At 39.5% G+C, this 19,203-nt stretch carries 13 protein-coding genes and 1 riboswitch; of the genes, 1 reads left to right on the forward strand and 12 read right to left on the reverse strand.

What is annotated here, in order from left to right; translation table 11 throughout:
- Positions 1 to 172: 172 nt before the first annotated feature.
- The 4 genes from lpdA to pdhA are packed head-to-tail and all read right to left on the reverse strand — an operon-like array spanning position 173 to position 5,347.
- The gene (gene lpdA / locus IW510_RS20560) at positions 173 to 1,579 is read right to left on the reverse strand and encodes a dihydrolipoyl dehydrogenase (RefSeq protein WP_202062941.1); all 1,407 of its coding nucleotides are present in this window, start codon (positions 1,577 to 1,579) and stop codon (positions 173 to 175) included.
- A gap of 7 nt (positions 1,580 to 1,586) precedes the next feature.
- Positions 1,587 to 3,233 (reverse strand): dihydrolipoyllysine-residue acetyltransferase, encoded by a 1,647-nt coding sequence (locus tag IW510_RS20565; RefSeq protein WP_202062943.1) that lies wholly within the window; start codon positions 3,231 to 3,233, stop codon positions 1,587 to 1,589.
- A gap of 24 nt (positions 3,234 to 3,257) precedes the next feature.
- Positions 3,258 to 4,235 (reverse strand): alpha-ketoacid dehydrogenase subunit beta, encoded by a 978-nt coding sequence (locus IW510_RS20570; RefSeq protein WP_202062945.1) that lies wholly within the window; start codon positions 4,233 to 4,235, stop codon positions 3,258 to 3,260.
- A 2-nt stretch (positions 4,236 to 4,237) separates the two neighbouring features.
- Positions 4,238 to 5,347: a pyruvate dehydrogenase (acetyl-transferring) E1 component subunit alpha gene (gene pdhA / locus IW510_RS20575; protein ID WP_202062947.1), complete on the reverse strand. Its 1,110-nt coding sequence runs from the start codon at positions 5,345 to 5,347 to the stop codon at positions 4,238 to 4,240.
- Between the two features lie 494 nt (positions 5,348 to 5,841).
- On the opposite strand from pdhA, the gene IW510_RS20580 reads away from it, so the two are divergent.
- Positions 5,842 to 7,077 (forward strand): hypothetical protein, encoded by a 1,236-nt coding sequence (locus IW510_RS20580; RefSeq protein WP_202062949.1) that lies wholly within the window; start codon positions 5,842 to 5,844, stop codon positions 7,075 to 7,077.
- 215 nt (positions 7,078 to 7,292) lie between these two features.
- On the opposite strand, the gene IW510_RS20585 is transcribed toward IW510_RS20580, so the two are convergent.
- From IW510_RS20585 to IW510_RS20620, 8 genes are all read right to left on the reverse strand, one after another.
- Positions 7,293 to 7,832, reverse strand: coding sequence for a serine acetyltransferase (locus IW510_RS20585; RefSeq protein WP_202062951.1), 540 nt, complete (start codon positions 7,830 to 7,832; stop codon positions 7,293 to 7,295).
- Between the two features lie 195 nt (positions 7,833 to 8,027).
- Positions 8,028 to 10,640: a magnesium-translocating P-type ATPase gene (gene mgtA / locus IW510_RS20590; protein WP_202062958.1), complete on the reverse strand. Its 2,613-nt coding sequence runs from the start codon at positions 10,638 to 10,640 to the stop codon at positions 8,028 to 8,030.
- A 228-nt stretch (positions 10,641 to 10,868) separates the two neighbouring features.
- Positions 10,869 to 11,037: riboswitch (M-box (ykoK) riboswitch) on the reverse strand.
- Positions 11,038 to 11,282: 245 nt separating this feature from the next.
- The gene (gene trxB, locus IW510_RS20595; protein ID WP_202063010.1) at positions 11,283 to 12,221 is read right to left on the reverse strand and encodes a thioredoxin-disulfide reductase; all 939 of its coding nucleotides are present in this window, start codon (positions 12,219 to 12,221) and stop codon (positions 11,283 to 11,285) included.
- Between the two features lie 281 nt (positions 12,222 to 12,502).
- A complete protein-coding gene (locus IW510_RS20600) occupies positions 12,503 to 13,057 on the reverse strand; it encodes a GNAT family N-acetyltransferase (RefSeq protein ID WP_202062960.1) in 555 nt (184 codons plus the stop codon).
- Positions 13,058 to 13,132: 75 nt separating this feature from the next.
- Complete coding sequence (locus IW510_RS20605; protein ID WP_202062962.1) at positions 13,133 to 14,914, reverse strand: ABC transporter ATP-binding protein; 1,782 nt, start codon at positions 14,912 to 14,914, stop codon at positions 13,133 to 13,135.
- Entirely contained in the window at positions 14,914 to 16,665 is a 1,752-nt protein-coding gene (locus IW510_RS20610; protein WP_202062970.1) for an ABC transporter ATP-binding protein, read from the reverse strand. The genes IW510_RS20605 and IW510_RS20610 overlap by 1 nt, the downstream gene beginning before the upstream one ends.
- A gap of 160 nt (positions 16,666 to 16,825) precedes the next feature.
- Complete coding sequence (locus IW510_RS20615; protein WP_086348183.1) at positions 16,826 to 17,047, reverse strand: YneF family protein; 222 nt, start codon at positions 17,045 to 17,047, stop codon at positions 16,826 to 16,828.
- 256 nt (positions 17,048 to 17,303) lie between these two features.
- Positions 17,304 to 19,007 carry a hypothetical protein gene (locus IW510_RS20620; protein WP_202062972.1) on the reverse strand — a complete coding sequence of 568 codons (1,704 nt, stop codon included), beginning with the start codon at positions 19,005 to 19,007 and terminating at the stop codon, positions 17,304 to 17,306.
- Between the last annotated feature and the right edge of the window lie 196 nt (positions 19,008 to 19,203).

The following is a 19,203-nucleotide window of genomic DNA, read 5'->3' on the forward strand; positions in this document are numbered from 1 at the left end:
CCTTTATCTAGTATATCGAAAGGAGTTTTATCGCTAAAGCTACTTCTTCCACGCGCAGTACGCGTGGTTTTTTTGTTTCAATCACTTTAGTGATTGAAACCGACTAAAGTCATTAATAAAAAACCGAGCTTGGCCAGCTCGGTTTTTCTGTGTGACAAAATATATGATATGCTTAAATATGGATTGGCAAACCTAAAGCCAATTCAGAAGCATCCATAACGATTTCACCTAGAGATGGGTGAGGATGGATTGTCAACGCGATATCTTCAGCATTCATGCCTGATTCAACGGCAAGTGCCATTTCAGAAATCATATCACTTGCGCCAACACCGGCAATTTGAGCACCGATAATCACATTATCCTCAACAGTTGTTACTAAGCGAACAAATCCTTCTGTTTTACCAAGAGAAATTGCACGACCGTTACCGGCAAACGGGAATTTGAAACCTTTTGCTTCAATTCCTGCTTCTTTTGCTTCTGCGACAGTCATTCCAACAGATGCCAATTCAGGATCTGTGAAAGCTACTGCCGGCATTGCTTTGTAATCAACCGCTACTTTTTTACCGGAAATTGCTTCTGCAGCAATTTTTGCTTCGTAGCTAGCTTTATGGGCAAGCGCAGCACCGGGGACAATATCTCCAATTGCGAAAATATTTGGTACGTTAGTACGGCCTTGCTTGTCTACATTAATCAACCCGCGTTCGCCGATTTCAACACCTGCTTGTTCAAGACCCAAGTCATCCGTGTTTGCACGTCGACCAACAGTAACCATAACGTAGTCAGCAGTAACCGTTTCTTCTTTGCCGTCAACTTCATATTTAACTGTCACACTGTCACCATTATCTACGGCTTCTTTTGCCATCGCAGAGGTAACAATTTTCACGCCTTTTTTCTCAAAATCATCTGCAACGATTTTGACCATGTCTTTTTCATAAGTCGGCAGAATTGATGGGCTGCCTTCAAGAATAGTCACTTCAGAACCAAGGTTGGCATATGCCCCGCCAAGCTCAGCACCGATTACGCCACCACCGATGATAACGAATTTTTTAGGTACTTCTTTCAAGTTCAAACCGCCAGTTGAATCAAGCACACGTCCACCAAATTTGAATCCTGGAATTTCAATCGGACGAGAACCTGTTGCAACGATTGCGTTGTTAAAAGAATATGTTTGTGCAGAATCAGGGTGAATTACACGTAATGTCTGTTCATCCACAAAAAATGCTTCACCTTCAATGATTTCTACTTTATGCTTCTTCAAAAGCATACCAACACCGGAAGTTAAGGTATTAACAACCTTGTTGTCTTTCCATTCTTGTGTTTTTGTGAAATCTAAAGATACATTTTCAGTCGTCACACCAAACATTGTTGAATCCAATGACTCTTGGTAATGATGCCCTGCAGCAATTAATGCCTTAGAAGGAATACATCCTACATTCAGACACACACCGCCGATAAATTCACGTTCAATGATGGCAACCTTCTGCCCCATTTCAGCAGCGCGGATGGCAGCTACATAGCCGCCAGGTCCCGCACCGATTACAACTGTATCTAATTCAATGGCAAAATCTCCTACTACCATTTGTCAATCATCCTTCCATCAATAGTAATTCTGGGTCAGCCAATAAGCGTTTGATGTTGTTCATCGCTTTTTGCGCTGTTGCACCATCAACGATACGGTGATCGAAGCTCAATGAAAGCTTCATTACTCGTCCAACAACGATTTCACCGTCAGCATTTACTACAGGCTGTTGTGCAATCGTACCAACACCTAAGATAGCAACCTCAGGGTAGTTGATAACCGGAGTGAACCAGCCGCCGCCTACTGAACCAATATTACTGATTGTAATTGAACCATCGCGCATATCTTGTGCAGATAGTTTGCCGTCATGTGCAAGAGCTGCTTTTTCATTGATTTCATCAGCAATTGCGAACATGCTCTTCATGTTTGCATTTTTCACATTTGGTACATACAGACCATTGTCTGTATCTGTTGCGATACCAATGTTGAAGTAGTTTTTATAAACGATTTCCTGTTTCGCATCATCAATTGACGCATTTAGAACAGGGAATTTTTGAACAGTTGATGTCAAAGCTTTTACAACATATGGCAAGAATGTTAATTTCGTACCATTTGCTGCTGCAACATCTTTGAACTTCTTACGATGATCCCAAAGCTTAGATACTTCTACTTCATCATGCAATGTTACGTGTGGTGCAGTGTGCTTGCTGTTAACCATTGCTTTAGCAATTGCTTTACGCATTGGTGTCAACGCTTCACGTGTTTCCATCTCACCTAAGTTAGAAGTAAACGGCTGTGCTGGTTTTGCAGGCGCTGCCGCTGTGCTTGAAGCTGCTGGTGCAGTTTCTTGTACCGCTTCTGTTGAAGTTGCCGCAGCTGCAGGTGCTGTTCCACCATTTGTCAGGAAGTTATCAATATCTTCTTTAACAACACGTCCACCTTTTCCGGTTGGAGCGACTTGAGAGATATCAACATCCTTTTCACGTGCATATTGACGAACTGAAGGCATAGCCAACACACGTTTGTTAGGATCAGCCGCAGCTACCACTCCTGTAGAACCTGAAGCTGGAGCACTTGACGCTGCTTCCGTTTGCGTAGGCGCTGCTGGTGCTGCACTGCTTGAAGGAGCAGAGTTATGTCCGGGTGCATCGATTTCCACCAATACATCTCCTACATTTGCTACTGTACCTTCTGAAACAACGATGTTTTTCACTGTTCCTGTTACTGGTGATGGAATTTCTTCCACTGATTTGTCGTTTTGTACTTCTAATAGTGTATCATCTTCATTAATTGTATCACCTGGTTTTACAAACCATTTCACAATTTCACCTTCCGCAATTCCTTCACCGATATCCGGTAACTTGAATTGGAAGACACCTTCTGAAGAATCAGCCGGAGCTGCTGGAGTTGCAGCTGGTTGAGCAGGTGTTTGCTCTTGTGCAGCTACACCGCTGTCGCCTTCATTATCTTCATGTCCAGGTGCATCGATTTCCACCAACACATCCCCAACATTTGCCACTGTACCCTCCGGAACAACAATACTTTTCACTGTTCCTGTTACTGGTGACGGAATTTCTTCTACTGATTTATCATTTTGAACTTCTAATAATGTATCATCTTCATTGATTGTATCGCCGGGTTTTACGAACCATTTTACGATTTCGCCTTCCGCGATCCCTTCACCGATATCCGGTAATTTAAATTGATAAGCCATCGTTTTTCTTCCCTTCTTTACTCATTAAAATTCAACGATTTCTTTCACTTTTGCTTCGATGTCAGAAGCATTCGGCAACCAAATGTTTTCCGCTTGACCAAATGGGAAGATGGTATCTGGTGCTGATACACGGCCAATTGGTGCTTGCAATGAAAGAATAGAGCGTTCTGAAATTTCTGAAACAACCTGTGCAGCAACACCGGCTTGTCTCTGTGCTTCCTGAACAACTACAACACGGCCTGTTTTTTCAACAGAGGCGATGATTGTTTCAACATCAAGTGGAGCGACTGTACGCAAGTCGATAATCTCTACAGAAATGTTTTCTTTTGCTAAGTTATCTGCTGCTTTGATTGCTTCACGAACCATTGCACCGTAAGTAATGATAGAAACATCAGTACCTTCACGAGTTACTGCTGCTTTATCCAATGGTACTTCGTATGCTTCATCCGGCACTTCCTCACGGAATGAACGATATAATTTCATGTGCTCCAAGAACACAACAGGGTCATTGCTGCGAATAGATGAAATCAACAGACCTTTTGCATCATATGGATTTGATGGAATAACCACACGTAAACCAGGTGATTGAGCCATCAAGCCTTCTAAGTTATCTGAGTGAAGCTCAGGTGTATGCACACCGCCACCAAATGGAGAGCGAATAGTTACCGGAATATTTCTTGTACCGCTCATACGGTAACGTGTACGAGCCATTTGTGCCACAACTGCATCCATTGTTTCAAAGATAAATCCAAAGAATTGGATTTCCGGTACCGGACGATAGCCTTCTAATGCTAAACCAAAAGCCAAGCCGCCGATTCCTGATTCAGCCAAAGGAGTATCGAAGACACGATCTTCGCCGAATTTTTCTTGTAAACCTTCTGTCGCACGGAATACACCGCCGTTTTTACCAACATCTTCACCGAAAACCAAAACGTTTTCGTCATTCTCTAACTCAAGAGCTAGGGCATCAGTAATAGCTTGGATCATTGTTTTTTGTGCCATGATTATTTCGACTCCTTCGCTTCGTAGATTGCAATTTGTTCTTTGATACTTTGTGGTTGAACTTCAAACATGTTTTTCAAGAAATGAGAAACTTTTTGTTTGCCAACTTTATCTGCTTCAGAAATCGCATTTTTGATTTCTTCTTTTGTCTGTTCAATGATTTGTTCTTCTTTTTCTTCTGACCAAAGGCCTTTTTCAGTAAGGTAGTTACGGAAACGAACCAATGGATCTTTTTGTTGCCACTCGTCATCCATCTCTTTTGAACGGTAACGTGTTGGGTCATCCCCTGACAATGTATGTGGACCATAACGGTAAGTCAATGTTTCAATTAGAACAGGACCATTTCCAGCTGCTGCCCAGTCACGTGCTTCTTTCGAAACTGTGTATACTGCCAATGGATCCATTCCGTCTACTTGAATACCAGGAATTCCGGCAGCCACTGCTTTTTGAGCCAATGTTTTTGCAGCGGATTGTTTTTCACGAGGTGTTGAAATCGCGAATCCATTATTTTGGATAAAGAATACACCGTTTGCTTGGTATGCTCCTGCAAAGTTGATTGCTTCATAGAAATCACCCTGAGAAGAACCGCCGTCACCAGTATAAGTGAAGACAACGTTTTGCTTGCCGCGTTTCTTCATTCCTAAAGCAACACCTGCTGCTTGGATATATTGTGCCCCGATAATGATTTGTGGAGGCATTGCATGCAAGTCTTCTGCATACATGTTTCCGCCGGCATGCCCTCTTGACCATAAGAAAGCTTCTTTTAATGGAAGTCCATGTTGAACCAATTGAGGAACATCACGGTATCCCGGTAATAGGTAATCTTCTTTTTCCATCGCGAATTGACTTGCCAACTGACTTGCTTCCTGTCCTGCTGTTGGTGCGTAGAAGCCCAGACGTCCTTGACGGTTCAATGCTGTTGAACGTTGATCCAACACTCTTGACCAAACCATACGAGTCATCAATTCTACTAATTGTTCATCTGATAAATCCGGAATCAAATCCTTGTTTACCACTTTTCCATCCTTATCTAATGCTTGATAAGTAGGAAACTCTGCGTTGACCTCATTCATCAATTGGTTGAAGTCAATAGGTTTTTGCTTGTTTGCCATTTTGTCACACAATCCTCTCTATTAACGTTTCTTTTATTCAGAAAAATGAAACAGCAACAAAAACTGTATCACTTTCTCGACTACATATACAAATTATCATTAAATCCGAAAAAGAGCAAGTAAAAAAACCTAAATTATTTTCAAAAGCCCCAGCCCACTAAAATCCTTTTAAAACAACTAATAGTGATGAATATCACAAGCGAAGAAATACTTATATCTGTTTCACACCTGTTTCTACAATATTTTAATATCTGTTATACTAGTTTTCAAGATTTTGTATAACAGAAATCGATTTGCGTGACTATCTTACCTCTATTGTACTTGTTCAGTTCTTAACTTTCCAATGATACCCCTTTCAAAAACTCTTGTGTTTTATCAATTTTTTCCTGTTTTTACAAAATAATTGATATTGCACTAGTCTAGTTCTTACCATAGACTTATAAGTGGTCGTTTTCATATTCGACACTCAAAACAATTAAGAAAGGAAGAAAAGAATGAAAAGAGTTGTTAGATTTGCTTTTGCTTCATTGTTGGTTATGACTTTGACTGCCTGTGGTTCGTCCAAAAAAACAGATTATGAAATCAAGGATGGTGATCCTTTGGAGCTACTGGAAGAGGCTGGGTATTCATTGACTTACAGTGACAGCTACAACGCCAGTACCATTTTGGAGAATGTCGAGGAGAAAATTACTATAGAATTTGAGCTTGGCAGCGATGATGGTGAAATTTGGAACATCAGGTATACGAATAAAAAAGATAAGATAGAAGAGCGCGTTTCCAGCTGGGGAATCCCTACAGAGAACCGTAAAACAATCGCTCGCTATGTAGACTCTATCCGCTCTACAGGCATTACGACTCAAACGGTTTGGAATTTGATTTCTGACTACTCTGCCGAAAATAACCCAGAAGCATTGATTAACAAAACAAAAGAGAATAAAGCTCTTAAGAAAAATACAGTGGGACAATTATTAGTTGAAAATGGCTATACTTTTTATACAAGCTATGAAGCCTATGACTCGGGCGCCTATAATCTTGATATCAATGTTTCAAATCTCGAAACCGGGATTGGCTATCAAGTCGGTATGTATGAAGGAAAATTCTACAGCTTAGATTACACGAACCTTTCTGAAAAGGTCTTTGATGAAAAAGTTTATTCCTCCGGCAAACACAGTGGGGAAGAAAAAACAATTGATTTATATTTGGAGTCATTAGAAGAGCTGGATATTACTAAAGAAGAATTTATGAAGTTTTTCAGTGACTATCAGGATGCTTATTTTAAAGCGGTAGGTATCACTCCCGGAGAAGAGATAGAAGGTCTCGATGATGATACAGAGGACAGCGAAGAAGAGCTTGAAGAAAGTAGTGAGAGTACAAAAGAGAGTAGCTCAGAGGCCAAAGAAAGTACAGTGGAAAGCAAGACTGAAACAAAGCAGCCTACTCCTGCAGCTAATTCCTCCAGCACAAAGACCGAGCTTGAAGATATCATAGAAAAATACGATGAGTTGATTGATCAAGTAAATGGTTTCAGCAGCAACCCAAGTACTTACACCTTAGCTGCCTACGGAACATTCATGACTGAATACACAGAGCTTCTTACCATGTTTAATGGGTTAGACAGCTTGGCTAACTCTTCTGATAGCGAAGTAGTGACAGCCTATACACGTATAATTGAAAAAAACACTGCCCTTTCTCTGGCACTGACAAAATTACCATCAGAATTTGCCAGTTAAGGAACAAGAGAAACTAAAGAAAGCTGAGGAGCTATTGTGCCCCTCAGTTCAAACTGTAGATAAACCCCTTTATGGTTTTCAGGGTATGCATACAATAAGTATTAATACAAAAGAGTCGTGACAATGCCAAAATCACGACTCTTTTAATATACAATTAAATTGATATTTACCGACTAACAAACTGGGAGTTGTTGAACTTATACTGATATTGTAAATCATTCACTTTGTTTCTTATCAAATTCTGCTACTCGCACCTTATCGACTTTCATAATTTCCTCGCCAGTAATCATGTCAGGATTGAATACATAATCATAGTTCGGATCTTTAGGCTTATACCGATTTACTCCATATGCAATGCTGTTTGCAGGAATATTTTTTGTAATCATTGCACCTGCCGCAATCACAGTATTTGCGCCAATAATCACAGGACCAAGTACTTTAGCTCCATCTGCAACAATAACATTCTCTGCAAGAATTGGGCTACCTATATTTTCCCATTCTTTTTTAGCTTTGTTATATTTCATATTTGAGCCTATTGTAACATTTTGATAAATTACAACATTTCTACACAGTTTTGCAGCTACAATCGTACATCCGCGAGCGTGGTGTGCAAAAAGCACACTACTATCCATATCAGCACAATGAATTTCGCAGCAATAGCGCAATTCTAATAAGTTTGATGCTTCGGCCTTCTCTAAGTTATTATCAGAAAAGCAGTTAATTTTTAATAGTTCATCAAAAGTCATATGTTCCATATTTACATCCCCCAGTTATTCTATCTAATTTCGCTTAAGCAAACTTATAAATTCAAATTTATTTTATCATACTAGAGTAAGAAGTAAAAAATGAAGTACTGTATATTTATGCTCCTAATATACAGTACTTCACCTTATTTATTATTTTGTCTACAAACTGAGGAGCTATTGTGCCCCTCAGCTTTCTTCTTCTTTTTAAATCCATTCCTTTGTCATACGAATATACAAACGTTTCGCAAATTCCACTGTAATCAGATACAGCACAATAATTGCGACAAACCAGCCCCAATAAGCTGTTGGCAGTTCTGTAAACTCAAATACTGATCGTAATGGTGTTACGACAATACCTATTCCTACCAGAATTGCTCCCAAGCTTGTCAACAATACTTGTGGAGAAGCGATACTTTGAATAAACGGTAGTTTTCTTGTACGTACCATATGAACAACCAATGTTTGACTGACTAATCCAACCATAAACCAACCAGTTTGGAACAGACTTTGATCAGCAATCGTGTTTGCGCCGAACACAAACCACATCACCAGATAGGTCATAATATCAAAGATACTACTGACAGGACCAATACACAACGTGAATTTCGCCATGCTGTTAATTTCCCAGCGAACAGGCTTCAACAGCTCTTCTTCATCCACATTATCCCAAGGGATTGTCAATTGAGCAACATCATAGATTAAATTTTGAATCAGCAGTTGGATGGACATCATCGGTAGAAACGGCAGAAAAGCACTGGCAACTAAGATAGAGAACACATTACCAAAGTTTGAGCTAATTGTAATTTTGATATACTTCATCATGTTACTAAATACTTTTCTTCCTTCGATTACACCGAATTCCAATACATTCAAGCTTTTTTCCAATAGGATAATTGAGCTGGCATCTTTGGTGATATCCGCAGCTGTATCCACTGAAATCCCTACATCGGCTTTTCTCAAAGCAGGTGCGTCGTTGATTCCATCGCCCATAAAGCCTACTGTATGACCATTTTTCTGCAAGGTTTCGATGATTCTTGATTTCTGCATTGGATTCAGCTTAGCGAACAAGTTTGTCATTTCCACTTCTTCTTCCAATTGTTCATCAGACATTTCATCGAGCTCTGCTCCCAAGACGACATGAGAAACCTCAATTCCTACATCGCCACAAACCTTTTTAGCAACAATATCGTTATCACCCGTTAGAACCTTTACGTTGACACCATGTTCATGAAGAGATTTGATTGCTGTGATTGCTGATTTCTTCGCTGGGTCTAAAAAGCCCATAAAGCCGATCAGCGTCATATCCGCTTCATCATCGGTACTATAAACTGCTTCATTATGCACATCTTTTTTAACAGCTACGGCAATGACGCGCATGCCCTGCTCGTTCATCTTACGATTGACATCCCGCATTTTCTGACGAAGTTCTTCTGTTAGAGGGACAATTTCTCCATCAATCTCTGCATGGGTACATACTTCTTCCATCTCTTCCACAGCACCCTTTGTTACCATGAATTGATGGTTGTCAGCATTTACCACAACAGTCAGTCTTCTTCGGGAAAAATCAAAAGGAATTTCATCTAACTTCGTAATTGATTTGAAAGGTGTTGCCCGTTCATTTTCCGCGTAGTAATTAATTACTGCAATATCCATCAGATTTTTCCAACCTGTTTGGTAGTGAGAATTCAAAAAGGCCATATCCAATACTTGTTCATTTTCAATCCCAAGTGGATTCAAATGTTGAACTAAAACAACTCTGTCCTCAGTAATTGTTCCTGTTTTGTCGGTACAAAGAACATCCATACCACCTAAATTTTGGATAGATGGCAATTCCTTTACAATAACTTTATGCTTAGATAAGGTAAGCGCGCCTTTTGCAAGGTTGCTTGTTACAATCATCGGCAGCATCTCAGGTGTAAGCCCTACAGCAACTGCGATTGCAAAGAAGAAGGCTTCGCCCCACTCCCCTTTTGTCAAACCATTAATCAAGAAAACAATTGGAAACAAGACCATTACCATACGCAATAGAAACTTGCTGACCTTTGTCAAACCAATATCAAAAGAAGTTTTGCCCCGTTGTGTCGTTGCATTTTTTGCAATATCACCAAAGAAGGTGTTTTGACCAGTCTTCAAGATAATCGCTTTCCCTTGACCACTTAAAACATCGGTTCCCATAAATACCAAATCCTGCATGTCTAAAGCTGATACACCTTGTTGGTCTTTCTCCACTCCTGCATCAACAAATTTCTCAACAGGCATGGATTCTCCTGTTAGTGAGGATTGATTGACAAACAAGTCTTTGGTCCAGATTAGCACAGCATCTGCAGGAATCATATCTCCTGTAGCCAAGGTAATGATATCTCCCGGAACAACTTCATCCATAGGGATTTCTCTCGTTGTTCCCTCACGAGTAACAGCTGTTGTATTTTCAATCAGCTCTTTCAAAGCCAGACTGGCTTTTTGGGAACGAAATTCCTGAATAAATGTAATGACTACGCTGGCAAGAATCATTAACCCCATTACAATAGCCGCTTCAAAGTCCTTAGTTAGAGCAGATACAATCATTAATAATGCCAATACATAAACAAAGGGGTCTTTAAATGCTTCAATAAACATCAGCAACGCTGGTGTCGGCTTTTGTGCAGAAACCTCATTGGGACCATATTCTTCCAAACGTTGTGCTGCATCTTCTTCAGATAAACCTTTATCTGAGGTACGCAGCTCCATCATCAGTTCTCTTTCAGATAACAATGCCAGCTTTTTTAAATCTTGTTCTTTTGTTCCTTTTCTAATTTCTGTTAATTTTTTATTCATCATGTTTCTTTCCTCCGTTTTTTACCTGCCGGAGAAAGAAAAAACTCTGTCTATCCAGCCAGGTAAAGATTATTTGTGTTTCGCCTCTGATGGGGGTCTTCCATGATAATCTTCCTCTCTGTATTTTGATTAAAATCGAGTAGATAGATATTGCTATAGCAGCCTAAGATACTGTAAGACAGTAAAAAACCGCACACTCAACAATAGAGTATGCGGCATAAAAAGGCATAATTATCTTCTCCATCGTTGAGCTTTAGCACTATAGGGCGTAGATAATTTCTTATCAGCTACATTATGGATGACCTTCACGACCATCCCTGTTCAACCAACTAAGAGTCTCTCGATTCTTTCGCGGCAGCAGCCTGTGTCCATATAGGAGCCTCACCTAACAATTCTTCTATTCAATTTTGTATGAAAATCACCAAAATAATAACCTGCTTCAACAAATAAATTATTTTATGTGATTCATACGACCAAATTCATAATAAATGATTATTCTTCAAAAGTCAAAACAAATACAACTGTTTTTTTAACTTCGTTATTTATACCAATCAAAAAGACAACTTAGTACCAACCAATAGATTCTAAATACAATAACGAAAAAGGGAGCAGCGACCTGTTCACTGCTCCCTTTCATTCTGTCCATTATTCGCTAACGGTTGCTTCAGTTTCTTTTATTGATTCAAGATAGTTATATACTTGTTGTCCGGCAATTCCGCCTTCACCCACAGCAGTTGTGATTTGGCGTAGTGTCTTTTCACGAACATCACCAATTGCATATACACCGGGAATACTTGTTTTCATATCCTGATCCGTGATAATCCAGCCTTCTTCATTTGTGATGCCACTGTTTCTGAAGGGTTCTGTTAATGGATCTAGCCCAACATAAATGAAGACACCATCAGCAGCAATTTCTTTCGCAGCTTCCGTTTTCACGTTCTTCAATTGTACACCGGTAACAACCATGTCGTTACCTACGATTTCTTCAAGAACTGTATCCCATTCAAAGCCAATTTTTTCATTGGCAAAGGCACGGTCTTGAATGATTTTTTGTGCACGAAGCTCATCTCTACGGTGAACAATTGTCACTTTTGAAGCAAACTGAGTCAGATAAATCGCTTCTTCAACCGCTGAATCGCCGCCTCCGATAACCATCAAATGTTTATTACGGAAGAATGCACCGTCACATACCGCACAATAAGAAACACCACGTCCAGCATATTCTTCTTCACCGGCAACGCCAAGCTTTCTGTGAACACAGCCTGTGGCAATAATTACGGATTTTCCTTGGTAGGTTGTATCTTCACAAATGATTTCCTTATAGCTGCCATGGTCCTTAATATCCTGAACCATACCATAGACATTTTCTGTTCCAAATTTTTCTACATTCTCATACATCTTCATAGACAAGTCTGGACCCATAATTGAATCAAACCCAGGATAGTTTTCAATCTCAGCGGTATTGTTCATTTGGCCGCCGGGAACACCTCTTTCAATCATTAAAACAGATAGGTTAGAACGGGAGGCATAGAGTGCTGCTGTCATTCCAGCAGGGCCTGCACCGATTATAATCACATCATACATCATTCTTTTGAGCTCCTTTTCTTTTTCTAAAACAGATTTGTCAGCTGTTTCTACCTTTAACTTACTTATTTTTAAAAGCTGTTGCTTTATTTAGAGCGGTTGAAACAAAAAATCTTTATGTACTTTCTCTACAGATTTTACATAAGTAGTTCAATCAAGTATATCTACTTTACAACCTAGACAGCTGCTTGTCTACTTTTCTGCCTAAGTACCGACCTTAACTATATTACCATATTTCCACTTTTTTAGTAGCTGATTTTTTTGGAATATTCGTTTTCATTTCAGCTTTCTTTTTTATCATCTAACGGCTGTAAATCGCCTTCAACCCATCGTTTTCGAGTATAAACATATTCATAAGAAGAAAATACTTGTGCTAATGATTGAGAGAAAAATTCACCTTCCTGTTCAAACAAAAACCCGGACTTTTCAATGACTCGTTTTGATGCACTGTTGTCTTGAAAACAGCAAGCATAGACATAAGAAATATCTTGAGAAAACAGATTATCCAGTATTGCTTGTATGACTTCTGTCATAATTCCCTGATTCTGGTAGTTTGGATGTAGGACAAACCCTAATTCCTTTGTATCATCTCTGCCGCCTTCTGAATCCGGATGAACAGAAACATGTCCGATTACTTTTTGCTCCTTCTTACTGACAATCGCATATGCCCCTTTGTTTACTATAAGTGTTTCCAGCATAGCTGTTGTTTCATCCAGTGATTCATGATGCTTCCACCCTGCACCCTCGCCAACCCCCACTAGCTTCGCATAATCATGCAACGCCGGCAGATCATCTTTTTGAAAATTTCTCAGAATCGTTCTCGTTGTTTCAATCACACAATCACCTCTAAAAAATCGACAATAGCAGAAGTTGATCCCCTTCGACTTCTACTATTGCCGACCCTATTATTTTTATACTTCACTATTTTGAAGTTTATACATATCCGCGTAAAGACCTTCTTCCGCTAATAGCGCTTCATGGTTTCCTTGCTCAACAATGGAACCTTTTTCCAACACTAAAATCATATCTGCATCTCGAATCGTTGACAATCTATGGGCAATCGCAATCGTTGTCCTGCCTTGTCTCATGTTCGCAAGACCTTCTTGGATTAATCCCTCTGTCTCTGTGTCAATCGTAGCAGTGGCTTCGTCCAGCACTAAAATTTTTGGATCAGTAACCATTGTTCTGGCAAAGGAAATCAATTGGCGCTGCCCACTGGAATAGCTGGCTCCACGCTCAATTACTTTTGCCTGATAGCGTTTTGGCAAGGTTTCGATAAATTTATCTGCTTGAACAAAACGAGCGGCTTCTCTAATTTGTTCATCAGTAATTTCCGAATTCAGCATGCGAATATTCCCAGCGATATCACCATAAAACATAAACGCATCTTGCAGTACCAACCCCATTTTTTGACGGAGCTCTGGCATAGGATATTCCCGAATATCACGATCATCAATCAATATTTGACCTTCATAAAATTCATAAAAGCGCATTAATACATTGATAATTGAGCTTTTCCCGCTTCCTGTATGGCCAACCAATGCGATTGTCTCTCCGGGATTGGCTACAAAACTAATATTTTTCAAGACCTTGTTTTCTCCATCATAAGAAAAGCTGACATTCTTAAACTCAATTTTTCCTTTGAGGATTTTTCCATCTGCTTGTTCTTGCTGCTGAGGCGTCAACTCTTCTGTATCGAAAATTTTAAGAATCCGACTGCCGGCAACAATACCATCTGTAAAGATACTTAGAAAATCCATCATCTGAGTCATCGGTTGAAAGAAGGCTTGAACATAGGTCACAAACGCATAGACTAAGCCAACCTTAATTGGTGAGTCCAGTGCATCAAAGCCAAATAATGTTAGAGCTGCTGAAACCGCCAGCGCATAAAGCAAATTGATGATTGGACTCAATAATAGAGAATTTACTCGAATCATCGCAATTTTCGTTTGCAGATACTCCTCGTTCGTCGTCTCGAATTCATTTTCCAGTCGCTTCTCCTGACGAAATTGCTGAATAATCTGCATGCCCGAAATATATTCATTCAGCTTTGTATTAAGCTGGCTCAGTTTTTCTCGCATATTTCTATAGATACGTGAGCTGAACTTCTGATAGTAGCCAATGACTGCCAATAAAATCGGTAAAAACAAAAGAATACAAAATGCAATTCCTTTATCAATTTGATACATTCCTACAAAAGAGGACAAGACAGCAAATATTCCCGTCAACACCATCAAAAAGACATACCAAAATTCAAAAAGTGTCTCTGTATCATTCGTTACACGTGAGACAATTGAACCTGCCGGCGTCTGATCAAAATAGCGCATACCCAAGGTTTGTAATTTCTCAAATAATTTTACTCGAATATATTGGTAGGTTTTCAGCGAAGCCATCGAATAGAGGAACCACTGGAAAAACCAGATAATACTCTTCACAACGACACCAAACATATAGATGCCTGCAAACCAATAAATAACCTGAGCGGTCGCTGTTTTAGAGGTAAGATAATTGTCCATCAAGGTCTGAATAATCCGTGGCAAAATAGCATTAATAACTGACAGAACAAAGGCAAAACCAATCGCTGCCGCAAAGGTTGCCTGAAACGGTTTTGCATATTTAAATAGACGTTTAACAATCGTTACCTGTTCCTTCACAGGGATAGATTTTGTCCATGCTGATTGTTGCTCTTCCATTAGGCTTCACTCCCTTCTATTTTCGCTTCTAATTGCTGCTTATCCCACATTCGTTTATACCAACCGTTAGCAGCAAGCAGCTCCTGATGGGTTCCACGTTCAATAATCTTTCCTTCATCCAATACAATGATGTCTTCTGCATGCATCACACTGCTTAGACGATGTGCTGAGATGATGGTCGTTTTATTTTTTCGTGCCGCCTTCAAATTACTCAAAATTGCTTCCTCTGTTTTAGCATCAACCGCTGATAATGCATCATCTAAAACCAACAGCTCCGGATCGATGATTGCTGCTCTGGCAATTGACAGCCTTTGCCTTTGCCCACCGGAAAGAGAAACACCGCGCTCGCCAACCATAGTATCATAGCCGTCGGCAAATCCTTTTATATCTTCATTGATATAAGCCATTTCAGCTGCTTCCTCAACTGCTTCCTGAGTTAAGTGAGGGTCAGCAAAACGTATATTATCACGTACCGACATAGAGAAAAGAAATTGGTCTTGAGGAACATAACCGATTCCAGTAAGCAGCGCATCCAAAGAATAGTCTTTGATATTATGCTCACCCATCATTATTTGTCCCTGATAATTATCATACTCCCGCATCAACAACTTCAATACTGTTGTTTTCCCGGCTCCTGTTTTTCCGACAATCCCCAAGGTCTCTCCTTCATTAATGGTGAACCTGATATCCGTCAAGGCAGGACTTTCTTCCTTCGGATAACTGAAGGAATCCACTGACATTTCCAGAGTTCCTCTAGCCGGTATCTGAATGGCATCCTCTCTCTCGATAATATGTGTTTTTTCATGTAACAGCTCATTGACCCGATCATAGCTGGCATTTCCACGCTCCAGTACATTAAACAGACGGCCAATTGCAAACATCGGCCAAATCAGCATACCAATATAACTGATAAACGAAACCAGCTGACCAATCGAAATCGTATCATTCATAATGAAATTTCCACCAACAATAATCGTTAGCACGTAGGAAATACCAATAATCAGTGTGATGAAAGGATCAAATAAGGCATCTAAAAAGTTTACTCGTTTATTTTTAACGATTGCGTCATCAATTTTTTCTGTAAAATCTTGAATGTCTTCTTTTTCCTGTCCAAAAGTCTTAATAACCTTCATCCCAGTGATACTTTCCTGTGTTTTATCATTAATGGTCGAAAATGCTGCTTGTGAATCTCGAAACGCATCATGAAGCTTCGAACCAAGAACCCGTGACATGACTGCCAGCAACGGCAATGGAATCAACGCAATCAAGGTTAACCGCCAATCGACGAAAAGAACCATGGCGATAATTGTACTCCCACCAGTAATAAAGGAATCCGCAAATGTCAGAATCCCCGCACCGGCGACATTTTGAATCGCATTCAGATCATTTGTGGCATGAGCCATCAAATCTCCGGTTCGATGGTTTTGATAAAAGATGCTGTCCATTTTTGTAAAATGACGAAACAGCTGCTTTCTCAAATCCTTCTCAAGCTTCGCTGCACTTCCCCAAATATATTTGCGCCAGATATAACGAAAAATATACTGCGCAAGGGCTGCTGCCAGCAACACACCCACCCAAAAAAGAATACGGGTAAATGTAAAATTTTCACTTGCTATAATATCTACGACGACGCCAATCACTTTTGGCGGAATCAATTGTACGATTGCCACCATAACTAAAGCAAAAACGCCAATCACATAACTTCTTTTTTCTTTCTTAAAAAACCAGCCTAACTTTCTAAAAACAGACATCTGTTTTCCCCCTTCTTACATAACCTTTACTTTCCTCTGTTAATCACCTTTTCCCACTTTTCTTCCGTCATTTTCAAGACCCCTTTTTCTATTTTTTTAGACACAAAAAAACGGGCAAAAAAATCTGCCCGTTGTGCTCGAAATTATGAAAATCAGAAGATTATTTGTCTCCCTGATTTTTCATCTGTTGCATCATTTGACGAATCTTCTTCTCAGAAGGCTTCTGTCCCATTGATGCCATCATCATTCGTAACATATCCTCATTAACGGGAGGATTCTTTTTGAGATGGTCCTGCATTGCTTTACGGGCAAGGAAAAATCCGCCTACCGCGCCTGCGATCAAAGCGATAACTGCGATTAAAACTACTACTCCTGTTGACATATTAAATCTCTCCTTTCCATCTTAAAAGCGAATGAGTATCGTCTTTCCTCTATATGAGTGAAAAATACTGCGATTCATTACAAGCTTCAATTTTTAATTAATAGTTGTAGATGCAATACACGTTTTATTGCTCTCAAGAAAACATTTTACTAGAAAGACTGTAAAAAGAAAAGGCATTTTAAAAGATTCCTCAAAAGAAATTTTTAAAATACCTTATTTCCTAAAAAAGTCACCACTAAAGCTCAATTTTTCCCATCTAATTCCTTCTCCGATATTTAAATAGACAATTGGTTATTAAGCAGATTGCTGTACCAACAGAAAGAACGATACACAGCTTCATCGGTAAGTTTGGGACAAAGGACACACTTAGTTGATAGCTGCCTTTGTTCAATTTAAGCTGGACAGTGTTTCTGGCAGAAGCCTTATACTTGATGATTCTACCATTCTGATTTTTCACAATCATGCCAGTATAAGCAATAATTGGTAAATCGACCCGGCTTCCGTCTTGATCAATGACTAATGAGAAAACAGCTGCATTCCCACGAAAGCTGTATGTCATGTCCTTTTCTACCTGATTGATATATCCTACTTTATTAATGATAGACTGGCTCTGCTCTTTCGTCAGTCCTTTAGGAAAATAATCCTTATTGACAGATGTTTGATAACGCTCGCTTTGTTCAATTGCCTCTGCAGAGTATAGTAATGGACCTCTTACTTTTGATGTCAAAAAACCGCTCATCGTAAAAGCAGTCATAACTATCGTTCCTACAATGATTAGTCCTACCCCCGTTTTTGTTCTATCTGTCGTCAGTAACAGCCATCCAGCTAAAAGAACAGCACCAAAAAAGGTAGCGAAAAGCATAAGGAAAGACAAAAGTCTAAACGGGAACTGCATAATATTGATTGGTGTCTCTTGGAAAAAATGCCAAGGAAAAAAAGTGGATGTTGCAATAGCAAAAAATAGTGCCAGCCCTAAAGACAGCTTAAGAATAGGATTTTTTTTGATGAAATCGGCATAAACTGAAAAATACACTGACACACCAAACACTAGAATGAATAGAACCACTATACCAAAGCTCCTATAATCCAGCCCATTAATCAGTGAATCAAAAAGGATGGAAGAGACATTATAAGCTCGCATCTGCAAGTTATAGGTATGGACCGATCGAATATGAAAACTGATCATTTCCAGTAAGATTGGACCCAGACTGGCTAGGGAAAGCAATAATGAAACAACAGCACTCTGAACCAACTGAAAAAATACTGCTTTTGATATCCTTTTCTTAAGTAAGGCAAATAAAAAAAGAACTGCTAAGACTGCAATAACCAGTAACAAAGAGAGTAAATGCGTATACGCCAACAATGTAATTCCCGCAACAAGCCAAGCACGCTTGCGGCCATTATCAAAAACCACACTGTAAAAACCGGCAAAAACTAACGGATAGAATGTCAATGCTGTATATTCTCCTAGTGCCATTCGTTCAAAAATACATAGTAAACGATAATGTGAGAACGTATAAAAGACGGCAAACAATAATGCCCCAGTCTCCGCCAGCTTCACTTTATTTTTCTCGATGGTACTTCGTTGAATCACATAATAAGAACAGAAATAGGCAATCCAACAGGTAACAACATTCAATAGAACGATATAAACATAGTATCCGGAAATAAATGATCGAAACAGTATCGCCAACAACGCAATTGGATAAGCTGAGGTCAATGGTGGGTAAAAAATATTAGCGCCATAAAAAATTTCATGTGAACCAAATGAAGCGACAAACTGGCTCCAGCCCGTTCCCTTCAATTGCTGAATAAGACTTAAAATCCTAGCGACATGAAAGGGATAGTCATCTCCTCTTGTCACTCCAAAGCGCATCGTATTTATATCCAACATAGGCAAAATATAGCAGATGGATAAAGCTGTAAAAAGTAACGTAAGTAGGAGTTTTCTATTCTTCATTTATAAGTTCCCTCCAATTTCAGACAATGGTGGATTTTTACTACAAAAAGTGCTTTCGAAATAATAATTAGTTGTGCAGCAAGCATGCTTCTCTAATCTACTTAAGCTGGTCCACTTTACATCAATCCAAATTTTTCTGTCTACGTGTATTATTCCACGAACGTTGACAAGAGGGCAAATGATAGGCTATCTACCA

Origin of the sequence: Enterococcus sp. BWR-S5, assembly GCF_016745255.1 — a bacterium.
Taxonomy (GTDB): domain Bacteria; phylum Bacillota; class Bacilli; order Lactobacillales; family Enterococcaceae; genus Enterococcus_L.

Coding starts and splice junctions, on each gene's coding strand:
- lpdA (WP_202062941.1), bottom strand. CDS start 1,579: ATGGTAGTAGGAGATTTTGCCATTGAATTAGATACAGTTGTAATCGGT.
- IW510_RS20565 (WP_202062943.1), bottom strand. CDS start 3,233: ATGGCTTATCAATTTAAATTACCGGATATCGGTGAAGGGATCGCGGAA.
- IW510_RS20570 (WP_202062945.1), bottom strand. CDS start 4,235: ATGGCACAAAAAACAATGATCCAAGCTATTACTGATGCCCTAGCTCTT.
- pdhA (WP_202062947.1), bottom strand. CDS start 5,347: ATGGCAAACAAGCAAAAACCTATTGACTTCAACCAATTGATGAATGAG.
- IW510_RS20580 (WP_202062949.1), top strand. CDS start 5,842: ATGAAAAGAGTTGTTAGATTTGCTTTTGCTTCATTGTTGGTTATGACT.
- IW510_RS20585 (WP_202062951.1), bottom strand. CDS start 7,832: ATGGAACATATGACTTTTGATGAACTATTAAAAATTAACTGCTTTTCT.
- mgtA (WP_202062958.1), bottom strand. CDS start 10,640: ATGATGAATAAAAAATTAACAGAAATTAGAAAAGGAACAAAAGAACAA.
- trxB (WP_202063010.1), bottom strand. CDS start 12,221: ATGTATGATGTGATTATAATCGGTGCAGGCCCTGCTGGAATGACAGCA.
- IW510_RS20605 (WP_202062962.1), bottom strand. CDS start 14,914: ATGGAAGAGCAACAATCAGCATGGACAAAATCTATCCCTGTGAAGGAA.
- IW510_RS20610 (WP_202062970.1), bottom strand. CDS start 16,665: ATGTCTGTTTTTAGAAAGTTAGGCTGGTTTTTTAAGAAAGAAAAAAGA.
- IW510_RS20615 (WP_086348183.1), bottom strand. CDS start 17,047: ATGTCAACAGGAGTAGTAGTTTTAATCGCAGTTATCGCTTTGATCGCA.
- IW510_RS20620 (WP_202062972.1), bottom strand. CDS start 19,007: ATGAAGAATAGAAAACTCCTACTTACGTTACTTTTTACAGCTTTATCC.